Origin of the sequence: Ewingella sp. AOP9-I1-14 (assembly GCF_052375995.1) — a bacterium.
Taxonomy (GTDB): domain Bacteria; phylum Pseudomonadota; class Gammaproteobacteria; order Enterobacterales; family Enterobacteriaceae; genus Ewingella; species Ewingella allii.
Window position 1 is genome coordinate 507605 of record NZ_JBQSVA010000002.1, and the last position, 21571, is coordinate 529175.

The following is a 21571-nucleotide window of genomic DNA, read 5'->3' on the forward strand; positions in this document are numbered from 1 at the left end:
CCCACCCTTCTTAATTCCCTGCCGGATACTGTTGTAACAGCGCGCTGATAATGGCGTCAGATTCAGCATCGGCCTCGCCGCGATAATCCGCCGGGCGAAAATGCATCTGGAAAGCGGCAATCACCCGCCGCTGCTGGGCTTGGTTCATGTCTGGCGTCACCGGATAGCCGTATTGCTGAAGCTTCGCTAGCAGGTCGGCTTTATCCACTGACTGATGCGGATCGCGCCCCGCCAGATTATCCCTGACTCGCTGGGCGTTGGGCCACGCGCCTATGCCGCGCTTCGCCAGTTCACGCCATGGGAACAGCGGCCCCGGATCGTCTTTGCGCAGCGGCGCGATATCGCTATGGCCGACCACGTTGCGCGGCTCAATCTGGTAGCGCTGGATAATTTGCTGGCTGAGATCGGCAAGCAGGTCAATTTGCGCGGGCGGGAATGGGTAAAAATGCTTGCCCAGCAGATGGCGGCTGTAGCCTTTATTTTCCAGCTCAATGCCAATAGAGGTGTCATTGAGATTGGTGCGCCCGCGCCAGCCGCTGGCCCCGGCGTGCCAGGCGCGCTGCGACTCTGGCACCAGCTGCCACGCCACGGGTTTGCCGTTTTCCACCGGCGGGTGCGCCGGAATTAAATAATGTGCGCTGACGTGCTCATCAGTAAGCGTATTTAATGCGTTGTGGAAATCTTCGGCGGTGTAATGGATCACCAGAAAACGCACGCGCTGGTCAGCGCCCTGCGCCTGGCGCTGGCTTTCTAGCCGATAGGGTAAATTCTGCTCGGAAGACGGCGAGGTTTGGCAGCCCGTCAGCAGCATTATGGCGGCAATCATCGCTCCGCCGTTGCGCCATAACGCCTTCATAAGCAGAATTCAAAGGAAGCAGTGAGGAAATGTTGCATAAGTATTCCTTATTAGTTTTCGTCCGTTTGCCAGCCAGTCATCGGCCAAAGCCTTGAGTATAGCTTATGAGCTGAGGTTGATTTCGCACCGCACCGTGCATCAATCCAAATCGGTTTTATACTGTATGCTAAAGAAAGTCATGGTGAAAACGTTCAATCTTTCAGTAAGGAATACGATGAAATATAAAACACTTGCCGCCGCGATCCCCCTGGTGCTGACCCTCAGCGCATGTACTACGGTTGAACCGGCTTTTAAGGATATTGGCAGCCGCACTGCGCCCTGCGTTGATGGAGGCCCGGACACCGTCGCGCAGAAATTCTATGATTTACGCATTAAAAATGGCGGTTCTGGCCTGCCGAATAGCAGCCAGCTGGCGCAATACCGCCCTTACCTGAGCACCGGCCTGTATAACGCGCTGCTCAAGGCACAGTCTGAACGTAAAGTAGATATCGCCGCCACGCCGAATGAAAAACAGGGTGCTAGCGACGGCGACGTGTTCTCCAGCCTGTTCGACGGCCCGACTTCGGCCTGGGTTGATGATGCCTCCACTATTCCGAATACCGACGCCCGCAACATCCCGCTGCGCGTGACCATGACCCACGCCAAAGACAACGGCGCGAATTCAACCTGGAAAGATGAAGTGTTGATGGTGCGCGAAGGCCAATGCTGGACTGTCGACGACGTGCGCTACATGGCCGACCTCGACTTCGCCTCCAGCGGTACCCTGCGTCAGGTTCTGGAAAATCAATAATCGCGATGAGTAGCTCCCCTAAATCATTCGAGTTGGATCAAGGCGGCAACTGAGCGAATCCCCGGGAGCTTACTCCAGTAAGTGACCGGGGTGAGTGAAGGCAGCCAACGCAGAAACGGCTTGAAGGATGAAGGGGAGACAATATGATGTGCTATGGTTTACTACTAAAGCACCTCACTCATAAATTTTAAGCCGCGATCGTTGCATAACTATGCTACAGAAGTTAACATCCGCGGCATCAATGGCTATTCACTATTTGCGCATGAGTATTCAACTAAATAACATCAACTGCTTCTACGGCGCACATCAGGCGTTGTTCGACATTCAGCTCGACTGCCCAGCCGGAGAAACCCTCGTGTTGCTCGGGCCAAGCGGTGCCGGGAAAAGTTCTCTTCTGCGCGTGTTAAACCTGCTAGAAATGCCGCGTTCAGGCACGTTGCAGATAGCCGGGAACACCTTCGATTTCACCAAAAAACCTGACGAAAAGGCGGTGCGTGAACTACGCCAAAACGTCGGGATGGTTTTCCAACAATATAACTTATGGCCGCACCGCACGGTGCTCGACAACCTGCTTGAAGCGCCAATCCGCGTATTGGGTTTAAGCAAAGATGTCGCCATGAAGCGGGCAGAAAAGCTGCTGACCCGCCTGCGCCTGACTGACTACGCGTCGCGCTTCCCACTGCATCTTTCCGGTGGCCAACAGCAGCGCGTTGCCATTGCCCGCGCCCTGATGATGGAGCCGCAGGTGCTGCTGTTTGATGAGCCGACCGCCGCGCTGGATCCAGAAATCACCGCGCAAATCGTCAGCATTATTCGCGAACTGGCCGGTACCGGCATTACTCAGGTTATCGTGACCCACGAAGTGGAAGTTGCGCGTAAAACCGCCAGCCGCGTGGTTTACATGGAAAACGGTCGCGTCGTTGAACAAGGCGATGCCACCTGCTTTACCCAGCCGCAAACCAAAGAGTTTGCCAGCTATCTGTCTCATTGATGTTTACTACGGAGTTTGCGATGAAAAAATTATTAATTGCTGCTGTTTTGGCGAGCGTCACTCTGTCTGCCAGCGCAGCTGAAAACATTCGTTTCGCGATGGAAGCCTCTTATCCTCCGTTTGAATTTGTGGACTCCGGCAACAAGATTCAGGGCTTTGACGTTGACCTGGCGAATGCCGTCTGTAAAGAGATTCAGGCTAACTGTACCTTCACCAATCAGGCGTTCGACAGCCTGATCCCAAGCCTGAAGTTCCGCCGTTTTGACGCGGTAATCTCCGGCATGGACATCACGCCTGACCGCGAAAAGCAGGTTGCCTTCTCCACGCCTTACTATGAAAACTCCGCGCTGTTCATCGCTGAGAAAGGTAAGTTCGCTGACCTCGCCGCGCTGAAAGGCAAACGCGTTGGGATGCAAAACGGCAGTACCCACCAGAAATACCTGATGGAAAAACACCCTGAGATCACCGCCGTGCCTTACGACAGCTATCAGAACGCCGTGCTGGATCTGAAAAATGGTCGTCTTGACGCCGTATTCGGTGACACCGCCGTGGTGAACGAGTGGCTGAAACAGAATCCTAACCTCTCATCCGTCGGCGACAAAATCACCGATAAAGACTACTTCGGCGTGGGTCTGGGCATTGCTGTTCGCCAGAACAACACCGAGTTGCTGAAAAAACTGAATGACGGACTGGCAAAAGTGAAGGCTGACGGCACTTACCAGACTCTGTATTCAAAATGGTTCCAACAGTAAGTTTTGCCATCAATGACTGAACTTCTACCTCTCGCAAGCGCCGCCGGGATGACCGTCGGCCTTGCCGTTTGTGCGCTGGTCCTCGGCCTGTTTTTGGCGATGATTTTTGCGGTGTGGGAATCTGCACCGTGGAAACCCGTCAGCTGGCTGGGTACGGCGTGGGTGACGATTCTGCGCGGCCTGCCGGAAATTCTGGTGGTGCTGTTTATCTATTTCGGCTCTTCGCAGCTATTAGTGGTGCTGGCCGACGGCTTCAACATCAACTTGGGCCTGTTCCAAATCCCGGTGAAGCTGCCTAATGATAACTTTGAAGTCAGCCCCTTTGTTTGTGGCGTAATTGCCCTCTCCCTGCTCTATTCGGCCTATGCTTCGCAGACCCTGCGCGGCGCGCTGAAAGCCGTGCCGCAAGGCCAGTGGGAATCAGGACAAGTGCTGGGCATGAAGAAAACAGCAATTTTCTTCCGCTTAATCATGCCGCAAATGTGGCGTCACGCCCTGCCGGGCTTGAGCAACCAGTGGCTGGTGCTGTTGAAAGATACCGCGCTGGTGTCGCTGATTAGCGTCAACGACCTGATGCTGCAAACCAAGAGCATCGCGACCCGCACTCAAGAACCTTTCACTTGGTACATGATTGCCGCCGCGATTTATCTGTTAGTTACCCTGTTCAGCCAGTTTGTCATCAAACGCATCGAACTCCGTACCACCCGCTTTGAACGGAGTGCTTCCTGATGTGGGATTACTTACCCGAAGTTGTCAAAGGGCTGCACACCAGCCTGACGCTGACCATTGCGGCGCTGATCGTCGCGCTGCTGCTGGCGCTGATTTTTACCGTGGTGCTGACACTCAAAGTGCCGGTACTCAGCCAAATAGTGAAAGGTTACATCACGCTGTTCACCGGCACGCCGCTGCTGGTGCAGATCTTCCTTATCTATTACGGGCCGGGCCAGTTCCCCTCGATTCGCGAAATCCCTTGGTTGTGGGACTTGCTGTCACAGCCTTGGCTTTGTGCGATGTTTGCGCTGGCGCTGAACAGCGCGGCTTACACTACCCAGCTGTTTGCCGGTGCCATGCGCGCTATTCCGTCGGGTCAGTGGCAATCTTGCGAAGCACTGGGCATGTCGAAGAAACAGTCGCTGCGCATTCTGCTGCCGTTTGCTTTTAAACGCGCCCTGTCGTCCTATTCGAACGAAGTGGTGTTGGTGTTTAAAAGTACGTCGCTGGCGTACACCATTACCTTGATGGACGTGATGGGCCACAGCCAATTAATGTATGGCCGAACCTATGATGTGATGGTGTTTGGCGCGGCGGGTCTGGTTTATCTGTGTGTTAACGGCCTGCTGACGCTGATGATGCGCCTGATCGAGCGCCGCGCGCTGGCGTTTGAACGCCGCAACTAAGCCGCAGCTAAACTGCACGGCAAGCTCCGCCTTGATTAAAAAGCGACCTGCGGGTCGCTTTTTTTATGCCGAATGCAATGCAATTCCTCGTGGGCATAGCCGAAACTTGCGAGATATCTCGCATTACTGCAACAACATCACCTCATTTCATAAAAATAGTGACGAAAGTCACACAATATTCCCCAAAAGACTCATAGAATGATTTCCCGTAAATCCTGAAGGATCACACCCATGCATTCTCGTTTCCTCGACGCATTCGCCACACTGCCCGCCACTCTTCAGACCGCACTCGAACCGTTGCTCAGCCGTGACGACTTCCCGGCCATGTTGACAGCCGATCAGGTCGCGAACGTCAAAGCGCAGACGGGCTTGGATGATGATGCACTGGCGTTTACACTGCTGCCGCTGGCCGCCGCCTGCTCCCTGACGCCTATCTCCCATTTCCACGTGGGTGCCGTAGCGCGAGGTGTTTCTGGCAACCTGTACTTCGGTGCCAATATGGAGTTCAGTGGCGCTTCCATGCAGCAAACCGTGCACGCGGAGCAGTCTGCGGTGACGCACGCCTGGTTACGCGGAGAGGCCAAACTGGCGTCGATCACCGTCAACTACACGCCGTGCGGTCACTGCCGTCAGTTTATGAATGAGCTGAACAGCGGCACTGAGTTGAATATCCATCTGCCGGACCGCGATGTCGCCACGCTGGGCGACTACCTGCCCTACTCCTTCGGCCCGAAAGACTTGGATATCACCACGCTGCTGATGGACAAGGTCAATCACGGTTATCAGATTGCCGAGCAAGACGCCCTCAGCCAACAGGCTTTAGATGCGTGTAACCAGAGCCACGCGCCTTATAGCCAGTCACACAGCGGCGTCGCGCTGGAAACGGAAACTGGCAAGATTTTCGCCGGGCGCTACGCGGAGAACGCCGCATTTAATCCGAGCCTGCCGCCGCTGCAAGGGGCGCTGATTTTGCTGAATCTGTCCGGTGAAGACTGCCTGAAAATCCGCCGTGCGGTGATCGTCGAACGCCACCAGCCGCTGGTCAGTCAGCACGATGCCACCCGCGCCACCCTCGCCGCGTTGGGCTGCCAGCAATTAACGGCAATTACGCTGTAAATTATTATTTGTTCCCCCGACGGCAGGGATTAAACCCACCCTCTGTCGTCGGAAATCACTTTTTTTAGTTACCTAATTCCCTTTCCCCGTCTGGCATTTGAAATAGTTATTTTCCGTTGTTACCCTTCTGTGCAGAAATAGGACACAAATCACATTTCCTCTGCCTTTCGTCATAGGCTGATAACAAATACTGTACATATTTACTTTATCTTTTAGGATCAGCTCCCTGAGATAGTAAATAATAAGAAAACAGCAACCCGCTCCGATAGCCGAAGAGTAAAATCAATGGAACTTGAATACGAGAGTAAACGCCCGCTGTATATTCCACATGCTGGCCCAATCCTGCTTGAATTCCCGCTGCTGAATAAAGGTAGTGCCTTCACAGAAGAAGAACGTAACAACTTTAACTTGCATGGACTGCTGCCGGAAGCCGTTGAAACCATAGAAGAACAAGCCGAACGTGCTTACCGCCAGTTTCAAGACTTCAAAAGCGATATCGATAAACACATTTATCTGCGCAACATTCAGGACACCAACGAAACCCTGTTTTACCGCCTGATTGATTCCCACCTCAGTGAAATGATGCCGGTGATTTACACCCCAACCGTTGGCGAAGCCTGCGAGCATTTCTCTGATATCTACCGTCGCGCCCGCGGCCTGTTTATCTCCTACCCAAACCGCGCTCACATCGACGATATGTTGCAGAACGCCACCAAACAGCACGTAAAAGTGGTAGTAGTGACTGACGGCGAACGCATTCTGGGCCTTGGCGATCAGGGCATCGGTGGCATGGGTATTCCAATCGGTAAACTCTCCCTGTACACCGCCTGTGGCGGTATCAGCCCGGCTTACACCCTGCCGGTGGTTCTCGACGTGGGCACCAACAACCCGCAGTTGCTGAACGACCCGCTGTACATGGGCTGGCGTCATCCGCGCATCACCGGTGACGAGTACTACGAATTCGTTAACATGTTCATCGAAGCCGTAAAAGTGCGCTGGCCGAACGTGCTGTTGCAGTTCGAAGACTTCGCGCAGAAAAACGCCATGCCGCTGCTGACGCGCTACCGCGACGAGCTTTGCTGCTTCAATGATGACATTCAGGGCACCGCGTCCGTAACGCTGGGCAGCCTGATTGCCGCCAGTAAAGCCGCAGGCTGCCGCCTGCGCGACCAGACTGTCACCTTCTTGGGTGCAGGCTCTGCCGGTTGCGGTATCGCCGAGCAGATCATCGCCGGTATGAAAGCCGAAGGCCTGAGCGACGAAGAAGCCCGTGCGCGCATCTTCATGGTTGACCGTTTCGGCCTGCTGACCGACAAACTGCCAAACCTGTTAGATTTCCAGAGCAAGTTGACGCAAAAAAGCGCCGACCTCTCCGGCTGGGGCTTGGATAACGACAGCATCTCCCTGCTGGACGTGGTTCGCCATGCAAAACCTACCGTGCTGATTGGCGTTTCCGGCCAGCCTGGTTTGTTCACCGAAGAGCTTATCCGCGAAATGCACAAGCACTGCGAGCGCCCAATCGTGATGCCACTGAGCAACCCGACCTCTCGCGTGGAAGCCCAGCCGGTGGATATCATCACCTGGACCGACGGCAACGCGCTGGTCGCGACCGGCAGCCCGTTCTCTCCAGTGACCTACAAAGAGACTGTCTACCCGATTGCCCAGTGCAACAACTCCTACATCTTCCCTGGCATCGGCCTGGGTGTCGTGGCATCGGGTGCAACCCGCGTGACTGACGAGATGCTGATGGCCGCCAGCCGCGCGCTGGCAGAGTGTTCGCCGCTGGCGACGGATGGCGTAGGCTCCCTGCTGCCAGACGTCAATGACATTCAGGGCGTGTCTAAGTGCATCGCCATGGAAGTGGGTAAAGCCGCGCAGTTGCAAGGTGTGGCGATGGTGACCTCTGAAGATGCGCTGTCAAAAGCCATTGAGCATAACTTCTGGTCACCGCAGTACCGCGATTACAAACGCACGTCGTTCTAATCTTCGCGGACTCACGCTAGAGATCATCGGGCCAGGCAGCTTCTGCACTGGCCCTTTTTTATGCTGTTTTACACCAAAATTGGAATACAGCTTCCACAGCACGAAGTAATTACCCCATTGTTGCTGAAATATTCCGCGAAGCCCCGAGATACGGAGCCGTGCTTATTGCATGGTTTCGATAGGTCAAGTAGCCTTGAATTCCTGATTTCCAGCAGCGACTCAGGGAAGCGAAAGAGCATAGCGTTAGCCGCTAAGGCCGCTGCAACCTGAAGGATGACGAGTTTATGATTAAGCGACTGATAGTAGGCTTCATCAGCATCATAGTATTGATGTTGGTTGTCGCTATTGGGCTTGACCGGTGGATCAGCTGGAAAACCAAAGATTATGTCTATGACGAAGTGCAAGAGTTGCCGCATCGTCAGGTCGGCGTGGTGCTCGGCACGGCCAAGTATTACCGCACCGGCGTCCCCAATCAGTACTATCTCTACCGCATTCAGGGTGCCATCAATGCCTATAACAGCGGCAAAGTAAAATACCTGCTGTTGAGCGGCGACAATGCCCAGCAAAGCTATAACGAGCCAATGACCATGCGCCGTGACCTGATGGCAGCGGGCATTCCGGCCAGCGATATCGTGCTCGACTACGCCGGTTTCCGCACGCTGGACTCTATCGTGCGCACCCGCAAGGTGTTCGACACCAATGATTTCCTGATCATCACCCAGCGTTTCCACTGCGAGCGCGCCCTGTATATTGCGCTGCACATGGGGATTCAGGCCCAGTGCTTCGCCGTGCCGTCGCCGAAAGACATCATGACCGTTCGCGTGCGTGAAATCTTCGCCCGCCTTGGTGCGCTGACTGACCTGTATATCCTTAAACGCGAGCCGCGCTTCCTTGGCCCGCTGATCCCGATCCCCGCCGTCCATCACATCCCGGATGACGCGCAGGGCTACCCGGCCGTAACGCCTGAGCAGCTGCTGGTACTGCAACAGAAATTGGCCGATGAGAAGAAAGCGGCGGAAGAGAAAGCCGCCCAGCTTAAAGCAGCCGCAGAGAAAGCCGCGGCGGACAAAGCGGCGGCCGATGAAGCCGCCAGACTCAAAGCCGAGCAAGAAGCTAACGACACCGAGGAACAGAGTGTGGATGGTGACGCACCTCCACCACCGCCTTCGCGGCCAATGGTGCCGGGCCGCAACCCGTTCTCGCAGTCGCGGGAATCTCATTGACTATAAAACAACAAGGGCGCCGAAGCGCCCTTGTTAGTACTATTGATTTATTTACTGCTGATTTTTTAGTTGTTGGTTCTTCCTGCTCCCCACTCTTATTTCTTCTTGGCGTACTTCAGTGAATCCAGCGCCACCGCGAAGATAATAATCGAACCTTTGATAATGTACTGCCAGTACGGGTTCACCCCGATGTAGGTCAGGCCGTAGTTGATCACGGTGAAGATAAGCACCCCCGTCACCACGCCCGCCACTGACCCTACACCACCGGCGAAGGATACCCCGCCCACCACGCAGGCCGCGATGGCATCCAGCTCATACATAAAGCCGAGGTTGTTGGTAGCACTGCCGATACGCCCGGCTTCCAGCAAGCCGCCGAAGGCGTAGAACACGCCGGACAGCGCGTAAATCATAATCAGGTTTAACGGCACGTTTACGCCGGAAACCTTGGCTGCTTCTGGGTTGCCGCCGATAGCAAAGATGTTTTTACCGAAGCGAGTTTTGTTCCACAGGATCCAAACGAAGCCAATGGCAATCAACGCGTAGAAGGTGATGTAGGAGATCTTCAGGCCGCCCAGCTGAATAAAGCCCTGCGCAAAGCTGGAGAATCCTGGGTCAAACCCTGCCACCGGCGAGGAGCCAACGTAGTCGTAATACAGTGAGTTAATACCGTAAACGATAATCATGGTGCCTAAGGTGGTGATAAATGGCGTCACGTTGAGGTAGGCGATGATAATACCGTTCACCAAACCAATCAGCGCGCCAATCACGCACACGGTCAGAATAACCACTGGAATAGGCACGACTTCAAGATGCGGGAACACCTTGTTAACGTTATCCATCGCCTGCAACAGGGTGGCTGCAACCACCGCCGCCAAGCCGACCTGACGACCCGCTGACAAGTCAGTGCCCTGAGTCACAATCAGCCCCGCCACGCCGAGGGCGATAATTACGCGTACTGAAGACTGAGTTAAAATATTACTCAAGTTGACCAGACTGAGGAAGGTCGGGTCCTGAATAATGATAATTGCTAGTAACACCAGCAACACAACGTAAATCCCGCCCTCTTTTAAATAAGTGAGCATACTTTTCTTATTTAATGCTTTCATAATAAGAACCCTTAAAAATTAGAGGTGCAAGGATGCAAGGCGTAAAATTTCATTCTGCGAAGTATTTTTTGTTTCAACAATACCCGCAACCTGCCCATTGCTCATAACTAATATTCTGTCTGTAATTCCCAACAGTTCTGGCATTTCAGAGGAGATAATAATGATCCCCTTCTCTTTTTTCGCCAGCTCGGTAATTAACTGGTAAATTTCAAACTTGGCCCCGACGTCAATACCGCGCGTAGGTTCATCAAGCATTAATATTTCCGGCTGTGTTAATAACCAGCGCCCAATAATAACTTTCTGCTGATTGCCCCCGGACAGCGAACCAATACTGGTGCGATGCCCCGGCGTTTTCACCCGCATGGAGTCGATAACCCACTGGGTATCGCTTTTCATTCGGTTGACGTCCAACAGGCCAATCTTGTTTTTGTAATTACGAATATTTGAAATCAGTGAGTTAAAACCGATATCGAGATAAGCATAAATACCGGTGGAACGGCGCTCTTCAGTCACCAAAGCAAAACCGTGATTAATGGCTTCGTTGGCGCTGTGATTATTAATTTTCTTACCATGCAGCTTGATGGTTCCGGCGACTTTTTCGCGAATACCAAACAGGGTTTCGACGATATCAGTACGCTTCGCCCCCACCAGACCGGCAATGCCCAGAATCTCACCTTTGTGCAAATCGAAGGAGATATCGCGGATTGAAGGCTGGCGCAGCGAGGTCAGGTTGCGGACTTCCAGAATGACCTCTCCCGGCACATTCTGACGGTCTGGGAAACGCTGACTCAGCGAACGCCCTACCATCATGGAAATGATTTTATCCATGTCGAGACCTTCCAGTGACTGGGTCATGATCCACTGACCGTCGCGCAAAATGGTTATTTCGTCACACAGCTGGAAAATCTCTTCCATCTTGTGAGAGATGTAAACAATGCCGCAACCGCGATCTTTCAGCTTGCGGATAATGGTGAAGAGATGATTCACCTCTTTCTCAGTCAGAGACGAGGTTGGCTCATCCATAATCACGATTTTCGCGTTATAGGAGAAAGCCTTAGCAATCTCAATCATCTGCATCTGGGACACAGAAAGCTTGGCGACTTTCTCACGCGGGTCGATATCAATATCTAGCTCATCGAAGATAGCCTGCGTGTCTTTGAGCATTTTGTCCTGGTCAACGAAGAAGCCTTTGGTTGGGTAACGCCCCAGCCACATGTTGTCCATGACCGTGCGCTGCAACACCAGGTTTAACTCTTGGTGAACCATCGACACGCCCTGCTCAAGTGCCTCTTTAGAACTTTTAAAATTAACTTCCTGACCTTGGAAAAGAATGGTGCCGGAATCTTTGCTGTAGATGCCAAAAAGACATTTCAATAAGGTGGATTTACCCGCCCCATTCTCGCCCATCAGCGCGTGAATAGAGTGCGGTCGAACTTTCAAATTCACATTATCTAATGCCTTAACGCCGGGAAATGATTTATTAACATTGCTCATTTCCAGCAGAAACTCACGCGGCTGGGGAGCCACGGCGTCAGTCTGCGTGATGTCAGGCTTTGGAATATCGGCCATAATTATACCTGGCTAAATATTAAGAGAAACTGATTATATTAATACCTGACGTCATGAATACCGCCGGTCAGTAATAGACCGGCGGTATAAAGACATCACTTCCTGTTATGCAGGTATTAACGTGATATTACTTCACTGCTAATTAATGCCACTGCTTAGCTATATATTTAGCTATTTACTCGTCTGTCCGTAATCTTTGGATTATTTAGTAAAGTCAGCCAAGTTAGATTGGTCTACGGCTACGTAAGGAATACGTACCACTTTGTTTTCAACTTTCCATTTAGTGCCGTCGGCGGCTGGTTTGCCGTCAGCCAAGTTCTTCGCCAGATCGAATGTCGCCTGAGCCTGATTCTTAGCATCGTTCAGCACGGTACCGGCCATTGCGCCTGATTTCACCAAAGCCAGAGCTTCTGGCAAGGCGTCAACGCCGAATACAGGAATGCTGGTTTTGTTATGAGCTTTCAGCGCTTCTACAGCACCCATTGCCATTGCATCGTTGTTGGCGATAACCACTTCGATTTTGTTAGCGTTTGGGCCAGATAACCACGCGTCCATTTTGTCTTTAGCCTGAGCGGTATCCCACATGGCCGTGTCGAGCTGCAATTGCTGAGTTTTCAGACCTTCTTTGTCATTCAGCGTGCTCACTACATACTTAGTACGAGCTTCTGCATCCGGGTGGCCCGGCTCGCCTTTCAGCAGCACGTATTGGATCACGCCGTCTTTGTTCAGGTCCCAAGCTGGAGTCGCTTTCCAGTGTTTAGCAATCAACTCGCCCTGAATCACACCAGACTCTTTAGAGTCAGTACCGACATAATAGGCTTTGTCGTAGCTGTCCAAATCTTTACGTGATGGCTCTTTGTTGTAGAACACCACCGGGATGCCAGCACCTTTGGCTTTAGCAATGATCACCGGAGCCGCGGCTGGGTCAACCAAGTTAATAGCCAGCGCTTTCACGCCTTTTGCTACCATGACGTCAACCTGATCGTTTTGCGTGGATTGACTGTTTTGTGAGTCATTCATCAGCAACTGTACGTTTGGCGCTTTCTTCGCATCTTCCTGAATGGCTTTGCGAACTTCGGACATGAAGTTGTCATCATATTTATAAACGGTGACACCGATACGGGTATCAGCAGCATGAGCAGCAGCGCCAAACATCATGCTTGCAGCCAGAGTAGCCAGGGTGAAGACCTTCTTATTCATTTATATCTCCGGTTTTGTGTAGGGTGGTACAGAGTGTGGCACCGGCAATCCTGCGGGAGCAGTGCGTCCGCGCCTCAACAATGAAACGGTGCCTGCCTTCCTTGACGTATGACTTCCTGACTCGCTGTGAAAACCTGTCCTGTAGCAAGGACACAAAATGAATCATGTCGAAAACGAATGAATCATAATGGCGTCAATGTTAATAATCTGTGAAAGTTCTCACAGATTGAAAACGGTTACACAGCGCTAATTAGTCAATAAGTGACCGGTGCCACATTTTGCCAAGGTGCCACCGAATGGCGCCGGACCAGCGTCGGCATAAAACAGTGCGACACGCCGGTTTCAAGCTGGTTGGCTGCCCCTTTTAAGGCCAGCTCAGTGGCCAATGTCGCCATGGAAACAATGGGATAGCGCACCGTGGTGAGTTTTGGGCTGGTGTAGCGCGCAATGGGAATATCGTCGAAGCCGACCAATGAGAAATCTTGCGGAACGCTGATGCCGTTCTCTTTCAGCACTGCCAGCGCGCCTGCGGCCATGGAGTCGTTATAAGCAAACACCGCGCTCAGCTGTAGGTTGCGCCCCAGCAGCTCCACCATGGCAGCTTCACCGCCCTGCAGGTCAGGTGAGCCCTGCGCACGCCAGCTTTCCGGCGGCGGTTGACGTGTCTGCGTCAAGGCGGCTGACGTGCCCTGCATCATCGCCGTCAAATAGCCCTGCTGGCGCTGCAAATCATCTTCAATCCCATGGTTGGAACCGATGTAACCGATGCGCTTATGCCCCTGCGATAGCAGTAATCGCGTGGCCATTTCAGCACCGGTGACATTGTTGAGCGACACGCAGCGGTGCTCATAGCCGGGGATCACCCGATTAATCAGCACCATGCCCGGCACCTGATTGAGAAAGTGGGACAGCTCGTCGTCACCCAGCGCTTTCGCGTGCACAACCAGAGCATTACAGCGTTGGCGGATCAGCACTTCTATCGCGTGGCGCTCTTTCTCCGCCTCATGATAGCTGTTGCCAATCAGCACATATTTTTGGTGGCGCTGCGCCACGGTATCGACGGCCTTAACCAGCGCGCCGAAGAAAGGATCGGAGACGTCCATCACCACCACGCCGATAGTGTCGCTGCTCTGAGTTGCCAGCGCCTGCGCATTGGCATTCGGCCTGTAACCCAACGCAGCCACGGCCTGTAATACCAACTCACGCGCCTCTTTACTGGCGATCGCGGGGTTGTTTAACACGCGGGAAACGGTCGCCACTGACACACCGGCCAGCTTCGCCACATCACGAATGGTGACCATGGGTCGCTCCAGATTGTGGCAATAATGGCTGCGCCTGCGTGGGCAGATTAATTGAGCTAACTGATTGAAAAGAATAAGGAGGAAATGAAAAAGTTCGTGCCCAGGTGGAGAACAAAGAGGTGAAAACAGACAGCAGTACAGTGATCATGGTGTTTCCTGTTTTTATCGGCTAACGCTGCACGAGCGATATCCTAAACATTTTGTGAAAACACCTGCGTGAATCTCGTCACAGGAAAGAAAACGTTTACATACAATTTTGCAACGTTTCTCTCATATTTATAATTTGTGTGAATATCAACTCAGGCTGTTCTCCTCAACACCGGAGGCGCGAACCGTCAGTTTGCGCCAGATCCACTCTATCGGTCCCTGCTTGAAATACCGCAGCCAGGCTAAGGTCACTAGCAGGTTAATGGCCCACACGGCAGGCACCAGCGCCACCAGCTGTAGGCGGTCGAAGTGCTGGTAGAAGCCAAATAAGTTGAAGAAAGTGGTGCAGATCAGAGTTTGTAGCAGGTAGTTGGTGAGCGCCATGCGGCCAATTTGTGAAATCCAGTGCGCCAGGCGCAAGCGAGAAAGCCGCGGCCAGAAGCCGTAACAAAGTGACAAATAGCCCACCGCCTGTATCAGGCTGCCCACTTCACGCGGGGCCTGTAGCAAAAAGCCGCTCCAGCGATAGTCCCATTGCAACTGCCACTGCAAGGTGATGGCCGGGATTTGAATCAGCCATGAAAACGGTAACAGTAGCGCCGAAAGGTGGCGGTAGTGACGCTGGCTATAGGCTCCGCGCAGCCAGCCGCTGCGCATCAGCCCTGCCCCTAGCAGCATAGCGCCTGCCAGCTCCCAGCCGTACTGTACGGCAATGGCGATCAGGCTTGATGACAACAGGTCGAGGCGATTAGTGATAGCTTCCATCCCGCCTTTTAACTTCCAATATTGCTCATATTGCAGCTGCGCCGGTCCGGGCAACCAGAAGCTGCCAGGCTGTGGATTGCTGATAAACCCCAGCATCAGCAGCACCGCGACGCCAATCAAATAGAGCATAATGCCAGTATTAATCAGCGACTGGCTACTGCGCCCTTCTCTGACCAGACGCCAGCACACCAGACCAATCAATCCGTAGGAGAGCAGGATGTCGCCATCCCAAAAGAACGCCGCGTGTAACAGGCCGCAAAGCAGCAACAGTGACAACCGCGCCTGAATCCAATGTTTGCCGCGAGGCAGCAGCAAGTAAAGACCGCCGCCAAACAGGATGGCGAACATCATGAGGAATTTGCCCTGCGCCAGCAGATCCAATACCGCCCAGGTCCATGCGTCGCTGCTCGACGGCTGGCCGTTAAAGGCCGGATTGAGATAAGCCGCCTTCGGCAGCCCAAACGCGCTGATATTGAGCAATAAAATGCCAAGGATGGCGATGCCACGGGCAAAATCGAGGGTGGCAATGCGCGGGTGGGTTCCTGAAGGTTTTGTCATGAAAGTTGGCTGCAAAGTGGATGACATCAGAAAATGAGTATGCCAGATAGACTAGCGGCACCTAAAAGGTGCCGCAACTTAAAGCTTTCAACTGTCTTTCGAATGAGTAAAAACGCGATTAGCTGGCGTGTCTCACGGTGCGCAGGAATTCTTGACGCGTGTTCTGGCTCGACTTAAACAGGCCGCCGAGTGACGTGGTGGTAGTGGCGCTGGTCGCATCACGGATACCGCGCGCTTTAACGCAGTAGTGCACGGCATCAATCGACACCGCCACGTTGTTGGTGCCAAGCAGGGTTTGCAGGGCTAACAACACCTGCTGGGTCAGACGCTCTTGAACCTGCGGACGCTGGGAGAAGAACTGCACGATGCGGTTGATTTTCGACAAACCGATCACTTTATCTTTCGGGATATAAGCCACGGTGGCTTTGCCGTCGATGGTCACAAAGTGGTGCTCACAGGTGCTGGTCAGGGTGATATCGCGCACGGTCACCATTTCATCCACTTTCATCTTATTTTCGATGACGGTGATTTTGGGGAAGTTGGCGTAATCCAGGCCGGAGAAGATCTCATCGACATACATTTTGGCGATGCGGTGCGGCGTTTCCGCCAAACTGTCGTCTGCAAGGTCAAGATTGAGCAGCTGCATGATGCCGGTCATATGCTCTTTGATTCGCTGTTTACGCGTTTCATTATCGATTGGCAGAGGCTCACGCAGGGGGGTTTCCAGTCCACGGGCCAGCAATGCCTCGTGTACCAGAATGGCTTCTTTACTCAAAGTTGACATAGTTATTCTCCAGCAGGTCCCGCAAGTGTCGTCAAGTTGACGCAGATCACACCAAAATGAGGTGGCTTACTGTAGTGGAGTGCGGATTCATAATCCAGTGATTGTGATTCATGATGAGTGAAATAGCTGCAACTTATCAATATTGCACAAATGGGGGCAGGACGAGGCATTCCGTCCGGCACCCAGAGGGGAAGCCGGACGGACTGGGAACTCAGAAGCTGTATTTTACTCCCAGAGTCACAGTATAAAACTCGTTTTCCATACTGCCTGAATCTTTATATGTCGTGTAGGTCCCGTCAGAGCGATCGTGGGAATTCACGGAGCCGCGCTTCTCTTGATACTGATTCCAGCTTCCTTCCAGATAAACCTTTGCCTGTGGCGTGACGTAATAGCCGACATCTGCCACGACGGCGTAATAGCGCGCATTATTGACATCATCTTTGAATGTTGTATTTCTTGAATAATGTTCGTCATTGGCATTGGCACTGACCCAATTGCTGTATTTAAACACCAGGTTAGTTTCGAATTTCTCATATTGGTACCGGCCCACCAGCCCGATATAAGGCAGTTTAAACTTCTGCTTGTAACCAATAGAGAGCTCTCCACGAGGCCAATTGCCGATGTCCTTACCACTGTTGTAATTGTAACTGCCGCCTTTCGCCAGCCAGCTAAATGCGCTTTGTTGATAACCCGCCAGCAGCCCCAGCCGATATTGCTCTTCATTTAACAACCAACCTTTAATATTGATATCAAATTCGTTGGCATAATTAAGCTTGGTATTCGAGTGGCTTGACCAGTCGGTCCACTGTGATTTAGAGGTATCCAGCCAATCATAGTCATCCATTGACGCGCCGGAAGAGGCCAGCGTGGTCCAGCCGTTAAAGCCGAGAGAGGCCCATGGCGAGAAGTCCCACGCAAAATCCCCTTTAACAATGCCGGCATTATTATATTTCCAATTCAGTTGGCTCACTTTGCGTCCCCCCTCTTCTGGATCATACACCCGCTCTTTGGCTTCCCCTTGTAGCTGGCCTAATGAAAGCCCAACAGTGACCTTCTCCGGGGTAAACCAAGAAGGGTCGGTTTCTGCCAGCACCAAAGAGGGGGCGGCAGTCATAGACAGAACACAAGCTGTATAATAAGTGGCCTTTTTCATTGTTGCTCCTTGCATTAGATTAAATAAACAAACGCGTTATTAATTCATCTAAATAGTGATATCCCGTTGTTAAAAACCTTGCGGCTTTTAATCACTATATCGGCACCAAGGCACAACTCAATAGCCAGTAGCCAAGATTCTTCTGTGTGGGAAAAACCACAAAAAAGAGGATGTGTAGATAATTATTTCGAGAAAGTATTTACCGGGGTAATACCTTAGACTATTCGCTTATTAAAACTCAAAAATCAGAACAACCAAACTCAAACCTAAATATATTCTTAGTATATTTTTACTCAATCATTTATCTTTGATTTATAAATTATTACTGATAAAGCTAATTATATAATTACGGGGAATATTTAATAAATAAACATTCCCCTAATATATATTATGCTTTGGCGCTGGCAACGCGTTGCCCCGGACGCCCGACCACTAATGCACCAGCAATAATAAAGCCTACCAGCGCGACATACAGCGCAGGTTCAAGACGGTGAGTCATCGCAGTCGAAATAGCAGAAAGAATCGGCCCGCACAGCTGCCCCACCGCGTAGCCGGTGGTTAACAGCCCTGCCAGATAACGGCTGTGGTCTGGCGCCAATTCGCGGCCATATTGCAGGCTCAGCTGCACCACGCTCAGGAAGCCGCCGCCCACCAGCACCGCACCTATCACCAGTCCGCTGACGCCTGGGATCACTTCGGCAGAGAGAATCCCTAACCCCTGTGCCCACAGGGTGAGTGCCAGACGAGTATGGGTGGTCAGGCAGTGACGGGTCAGAATGCCGATGATAATCCCAATCACCGCCGCTCCGCCGAACACCGGCCAGACGAACTGGGCAAACAGGCTTTCGGGGAAACGCGCGCTGGCCATCTGCGACAGGAAGGTGGCGGGTAGAATATAGCCGAATCCGGCCAGACTGTAGCTCCACACCAGACGCTTCAGGGTCGGCGTCATTTTCAACGGCTCAGTCGCCACGTGGGTCCGGTGCAACTCGCCGGTTCGCGGCAAGTTGACGCTGATCAACGCAATAAACACAAAGGCCAGAACGCCATACACCGCCCAGGCCTCGGCCGAGCTGAGCTGCAAGCTATGAATCACCACGGCCAGAATCCCACTGAGGAAGATACCCGCCCCCGGCCCGGCGAAGACCGCCGCGCCCAGCGCCGGACGGCCAAAGTGGTGCAGACGCTCATTGCACCACGCGGACACCAACACCATCGCCCAGCCGCTGGTCCAACCAATCATAAAGCGAATCACGCTGTGGAAGACTTCACCAGTGACCGCCGCCGAAATAAGCGTCAGCGCCACCGCGCCCCACAGCCCAAGCCACAGGCGGCGCTCAAGATGCCGACTCGCCTTCATGGCGTCATAAGCGCCGCACAGGTAGCCCAAATAATTGAATGCCGCGACCAAGCCCGCGCCCGTTAGCGTGAACTGATGTTCAGCTATCATTAATGGCACCTGAGGCGTAAAGGCAAAACGGCCTATCCCCATGGCGACGACAAATGCCAGAAAACCGCTGAGTGCTACACGAAATGCCATAATGTTCCGCCCTGTTTTATTGTTTTTTACAATTTCGCAACATCTAACAAACATAGAGAAAGTGTAACGACTAAACACCCTCTTTTGTGCATAGGTGTTAAAACTAAGTTGTGGATCATCATGCCTTGCGGATACAATCACGAAAAGTGAATAATAATGACCAAGTTGTTTCTTCTTAGAGAATTCACTCAGAAGGCAATCTCGGCATTTCATCATCAAGAGGGTGGCGATGGACCTGACACAATTGCGTATGTTTTGCAGCGTAGCGGAAACCGGCTCGCTGGCGCGCGCTGCCGAGCAGCTGCATCGCGTGCCCTCCAACCTGACCACGCGCCTGCGCCAGCTTGAAATCGAGTTGGGCTGTGACTTATTTATTCGCGAGAAGCAGAGAATTCGCCTGTCGGCGATGGGCCACAATTTTCTTAATTACGCCCAGCGCATTCTGGCACTGAGCGATGAAGCCATGAGTATCACCCACGCCGGTGAGCCTGCCGGGGGTTTTGCGCTCGGCTCAATGGAGAGCACGGCGGCGACCCGTCTACCCAGCCTGCTGGCGGCTTATCATCAGCATTACCCTCAGGTGTCGCTGTCGCTTAATACCGCCACCTCGGGAGAGACCATTGATGGCGTGCGCGATGGCAAACTGGCCGCCGCGCTGGTCGATGGGCCGATTGATTATGACGACATCAACGGCTGTATCGCCTTTCGCGAGCGTCTGGTAATTATCTCGCCGCAGGGAGAATCGCCTTTCGACCCCCCACCGGGGCGCAGCGGCCATACGGTTTTTGCTTTCCGCGCCACCTGCTCTTATCGCACGCGCCTACAGTCGTGGATTAAACACACCGGGCTGGCTGTCAGCAATATTATGGAAATTCAGTCCTATCATTCGATGGTGGCCTGCGTCGCCAGCGGGGCGGGCATTGCCATGGTACCGCGCAGCGTGCTGGATCAGCTGCCGGGCAATGAACGGGTGCAAGCCCATGAAATCGAAGACAGTTTCGCCGATACCGCGACGTGGCTTATCTGGCGACGCGACGCTTTCACCCCTAACGTGCGGGCGCTTAAAGAGCTGATCATCGCGCAAAACGGCGGCGTCGTGCCGTTACTCAAACACCCCATTGCTGGCGAGTTAGAACAACCAGCAATATGAGCCCACAGTCATTGAAGCTGTATCAAGGGCGACAATTTATAAAACAGGAGCAATACCGTGGAAATGATCAAAACTCGCGCAGCCGTTGCATGGGGCCCTAACCAGCCACTTTCCATTGAAGAAGTGGATTTAATGCCGCCGCAAAAAGGCGAAGTTCTGGTGCGCATCGTCGCTACTGGCGTGTGCCATACCGATGCTTACACCCTGTCCGGCAAGGATCCTGAAGGGGTATTCCCGGCGATTTTGGGCCATGAAGGCGGCGGCGTAGTCGAAGCCGTGGGCGAAGGCGTCACCAGCGTCGCGGTAGGCGATCACGTCATTCCGCTGTACACCCCAGAATGTGGCGAGTGTAAGTTCTGTAAATCTGGCAAAACCAACCTGTGTCAGGCGATTCGCACCACGCAGGGTAAAGGTTTGATGCCAGACGGCACCACCCGTTTCTTCAAAGACGGCAAGCCAATCTTCCATTACATGGGCACTTCCACCTTCTCTGAATATACCGTGGTGCCTGAAATCTCCCTCGCCAAAATCAACAAAGAAGCGCCGCTGGAAGAAGTCTGCCTGCTGGGCTGTGGCGTCACCACCGGCATGGGCGCGGTGATGAATACGGCCAAAGTGAAGAAAGGCGACACCGTTGCTATCTTCGGCCTCGGTGGTATCGGCCTGTCGGCAATTATTGGCGCCGTGATGGCGGGCGCGGGTCGCATCATCGGTATCGATCTCAACACCAGCAAATTCGACCTGGCGCGCAAACTGGGTGCAACCGATCTTATCAATCCAAAAGATTTTGATAAGCCGATTCAGGACGTAATTGTTGAAATGACCGACGGCGGCGTGGACTTCTCGTTCGAATGCATCGGCAACGTCAATGTAATGCGCTCTGCGCTTGAGTGCTGCCACAAAGGCTGGGGTGAATCGGTAATTATCGGCGTCGCAGGCGCGGGTGAAGAGATTTCAACTCGTCCCTTCCAACTGGTCACAGGCCGCGTATGGCGTGGTTCTGCCTTTGGTGGCGTCAAAGGCCGCACCCAGCTGCCGGGCATTGTGCAGCGTTATCTCGACGGCGAGTTTGCCTTGAATGACTTCATCACCCACACCATGGGTCTGGACGACATTAACGAAGCCTTTGATTTGATGCACGATGGGAAGTCCATTCGTTCCGTTATCCACTTTAATAAATAAGGGAGCCT

Annotated in this window: 19 protein-coding genes; 10 read left to right on the forward strand and 9 right to left on the reverse strand. The window is 53.0% G+C overall.

The window, feature by feature from the left end:
* Window positions 1–10 precede the first annotated feature (10 nt).
* Window positions 11–856 carry an N-acetylmuramoyl-L-alanine amidase gene (locus tag ACT3RT_RS07480; protein ID WP_485902720.1) on the reverse strand — a complete coding sequence of 282 codons (846 nt, stop codon included), beginning with the start codon at window positions 854–856 and terminating at the stop codon, window positions 11–13.
* Between the two features lie 214 nt (window positions 857–1070).
* Between ACT3RT_RS07480 and ACT3RT_RS07485 the strand changes: the two genes are divergently transcribed.
* From ACT3RT_RS07485 to sanA, 8 genes are all read left to right on the forward strand, one after another.
* The gene (locus ACT3RT_RS07485) at window positions 1071–1646 is read left to right on the forward strand and encodes a lipoprotein (RefSeq protein ID WP_353501521.1); all 576 of its coding nucleotides are present in this window, start codon (window positions 1071–1073) and stop codon (window positions 1644–1646) included.
* Window positions 1647–1908: 262 nt separating this feature from the next.
* Window positions 1909–2637, forward strand: coding sequence for an arginine ABC transporter ATP-binding protein ArtP (artP, locus tag ACT3RT_RS07490; protein WP_396132075.1), 729 nt, complete (start codon window positions 1909–1911; stop codon window positions 2635–2637).
* A gap of 20 nt (window positions 2638–2657) precedes the next feature.
* Complete coding sequence (gene artJ, locus ACT3RT_RS07495) at window positions 2658–3389, forward strand: arginine ABC transporter substrate-binding protein (RefSeq protein ID WP_353501520.1); 732 nt, start codon at window positions 2658–2660, stop codon at window positions 3387–3389.
* 12 nt (window positions 3390–3401) lie between these two features.
* Entirely contained in the window at window positions 3402–4118 is a 717-nt protein-coding gene (gene artQ / locus ACT3RT_RS07500) for an arginine ABC transporter permease ArtQ (RefSeq protein WP_496202758.1), read from the forward strand.
* Window positions 4118–4786, forward strand: a complete 669-nt coding sequence (gene artM, locus ACT3RT_RS07505; RefSeq protein ID WP_353501518.1) for an arginine ABC transporter permease ArtM — start codon at window positions 4118–4120, stop codon at window positions 4784–4786. The genes artQ and artM overlap by 1 nt, the downstream gene beginning before the upstream one ends.
* Window positions 4787–5017: 231 nt before the next feature.
* Window positions 5018–5902: a cytidine deaminase gene (cdd, locus tag ACT3RT_RS07510; protein ID WP_496202759.1), complete on the forward strand. Its 885-nt coding sequence runs from the start codon at window positions 5018–5020 to the stop codon at window positions 5900–5902.
* Window positions 5903–6187: 285 nt separating this feature from the next.
* Window positions 6188–7885: an NAD-dependent malic enzyme gene (locus ACT3RT_RS07515; RefSeq protein ID WP_353501516.1), complete on the forward strand. Its 1698-nt coding sequence runs from the start codon at window positions 6188–6190 to the stop codon at window positions 7883–7885.
* Window positions 7886–8169: 284 nt separating this feature from the next.
* Window positions 8170–9108 carry an outer membrane permeability protein SanA gene (gene sanA / locus ACT3RT_RS07520; RefSeq protein ID WP_353501515.1) on the forward strand — a complete coding sequence of 313 codons (939 nt, stop codon included), beginning with the start codon at window positions 8170–8172 and terminating at the stop codon, window positions 9106–9108.
* 95 nt (window positions 9109–9203) lie between these two features.
* Here the strand turns inward: sanA and mglC are convergent, their stop codons facing one another.
* The 8 genes from mglC to ACT3RT_RS07560 all read right to left on the reverse strand — a co-directional run bounded on the left by mglC (window position 9204) and on the right by ACT3RT_RS07560 (window position 19231).
* Window positions 9204–10214 (reverse strand): galactose/methyl galactoside ABC transporter permease MglC, encoded by a 1011-nt coding sequence (gene mglC / locus ACT3RT_RS07525; RefSeq protein WP_034789056.1) that lies wholly within the window; start codon window positions 10212–10214, stop codon window positions 9204–9206.
* Between the two features lie 18 nt (window positions 10215–10232).
* Window positions 10233–11783 (reverse strand): galactose/methyl galactoside ABC transporter ATP-binding protein MglA, encoded by a 1551-nt coding sequence (gene mglA / locus ACT3RT_RS07530; protein WP_353501514.1) that lies wholly within the window; start codon window positions 11781–11783, stop codon window positions 10233–10235.
* Window positions 11784–11984: 201 nt separating this feature from the next.
* Window positions 11985–12983 carry a galactose/glucose ABC transporter substrate-binding protein MglB gene (gene mglB, locus ACT3RT_RS07535; RefSeq protein WP_353501513.1) on the reverse strand — a complete coding sequence of 333 codons (999 nt, stop codon included), beginning with the start codon at window positions 12981–12983 and terminating at the stop codon, window positions 11985–11987.
* Between the two features lie 254 nt (window positions 12984–13237).
* Window positions 13238–14284 carry an HTH-type transcriptional regulator GalS gene (gene galS / locus ACT3RT_RS07540; RefSeq protein WP_396131983.1) on the reverse strand — a complete coding sequence of 349 codons (1047 nt, stop codon included), beginning with the start codon at window positions 14282–14284 and terminating at the stop codon, window positions 13238–13240.
* Window positions 14285–14578: 294 nt separating this feature from the next.
* On the reverse strand, window positions 14579–15754 hold the full coding sequence (gene yeiB / locus ACT3RT_RS07545) for a DUF418 domain-containing protein YeiB (RefSeq protein ID WP_496202760.1): 1176 nt from the start codon (window positions 15752–15754) through the stop codon (window positions 14579–14581).
* A gap of 118 nt (window positions 15755–15872) precedes the next feature.
* Window positions 15873–16538 (reverse strand): GTP cyclohydrolase I FolE, encoded by a 666-nt coding sequence (folE, locus tag ACT3RT_RS07550; protein WP_034789049.1) that lies wholly within the window; start codon window positions 16536–16538, stop codon window positions 15873–15875.
* 211 nt (window positions 16539–16749) lie between these two features.
* Window positions 16750–17652 (reverse strand): omptin family outer membrane protease, encoded by a 903-nt coding sequence (locus ACT3RT_RS07555; protein ID WP_485902892.1) that lies wholly within the window; start codon window positions 17650–17652, stop codon window positions 16750–16752.
* Window positions 17653–18079: 427 nt separating this feature from the next.
* Window positions 18080–19231 carry a YbfB/YjiJ family MFS transporter gene (locus ACT3RT_RS07560; protein WP_353501509.1) on the reverse strand — a complete coding sequence of 384 codons (1152 nt, stop codon included), beginning with the start codon at window positions 19229–19231 and terminating at the stop codon, window positions 18080–18082.
* A 229-nt stretch (window positions 19232–19460) separates the two neighbouring features.
* Here ACT3RT_RS07560 and ptrR point away from each other — a divergent pair, with 229 nt between their 5' ends.
* Both ptrR and ACT3RT_RS07570 read left to right on the forward strand, forming a co-directional pair.
* On the forward strand, window positions 19461–20381 hold the full coding sequence (ptrR, locus tag ACT3RT_RS07565) for a putrescine utilization regulator PtrR (RefSeq protein ID WP_496202761.1): 921 nt from the start codon (window positions 19461–19463) through the stop codon (window positions 20379–20381).
* 57 nt (window positions 20382–20438) lie between these two features.
* Window positions 20439–21563 carry an S-(hydroxymethyl)glutathione dehydrogenase/class III alcohol dehydrogenase gene (locus ACT3RT_RS07570; RefSeq protein ID WP_353501507.1) on the forward strand — a complete coding sequence of 375 codons (1125 nt, stop codon included), beginning with the start codon at window positions 20439–20441 and terminating at the stop codon, window positions 21561–21563.
* Window positions 21564–21571 lie beyond the last annotated feature (8 nt).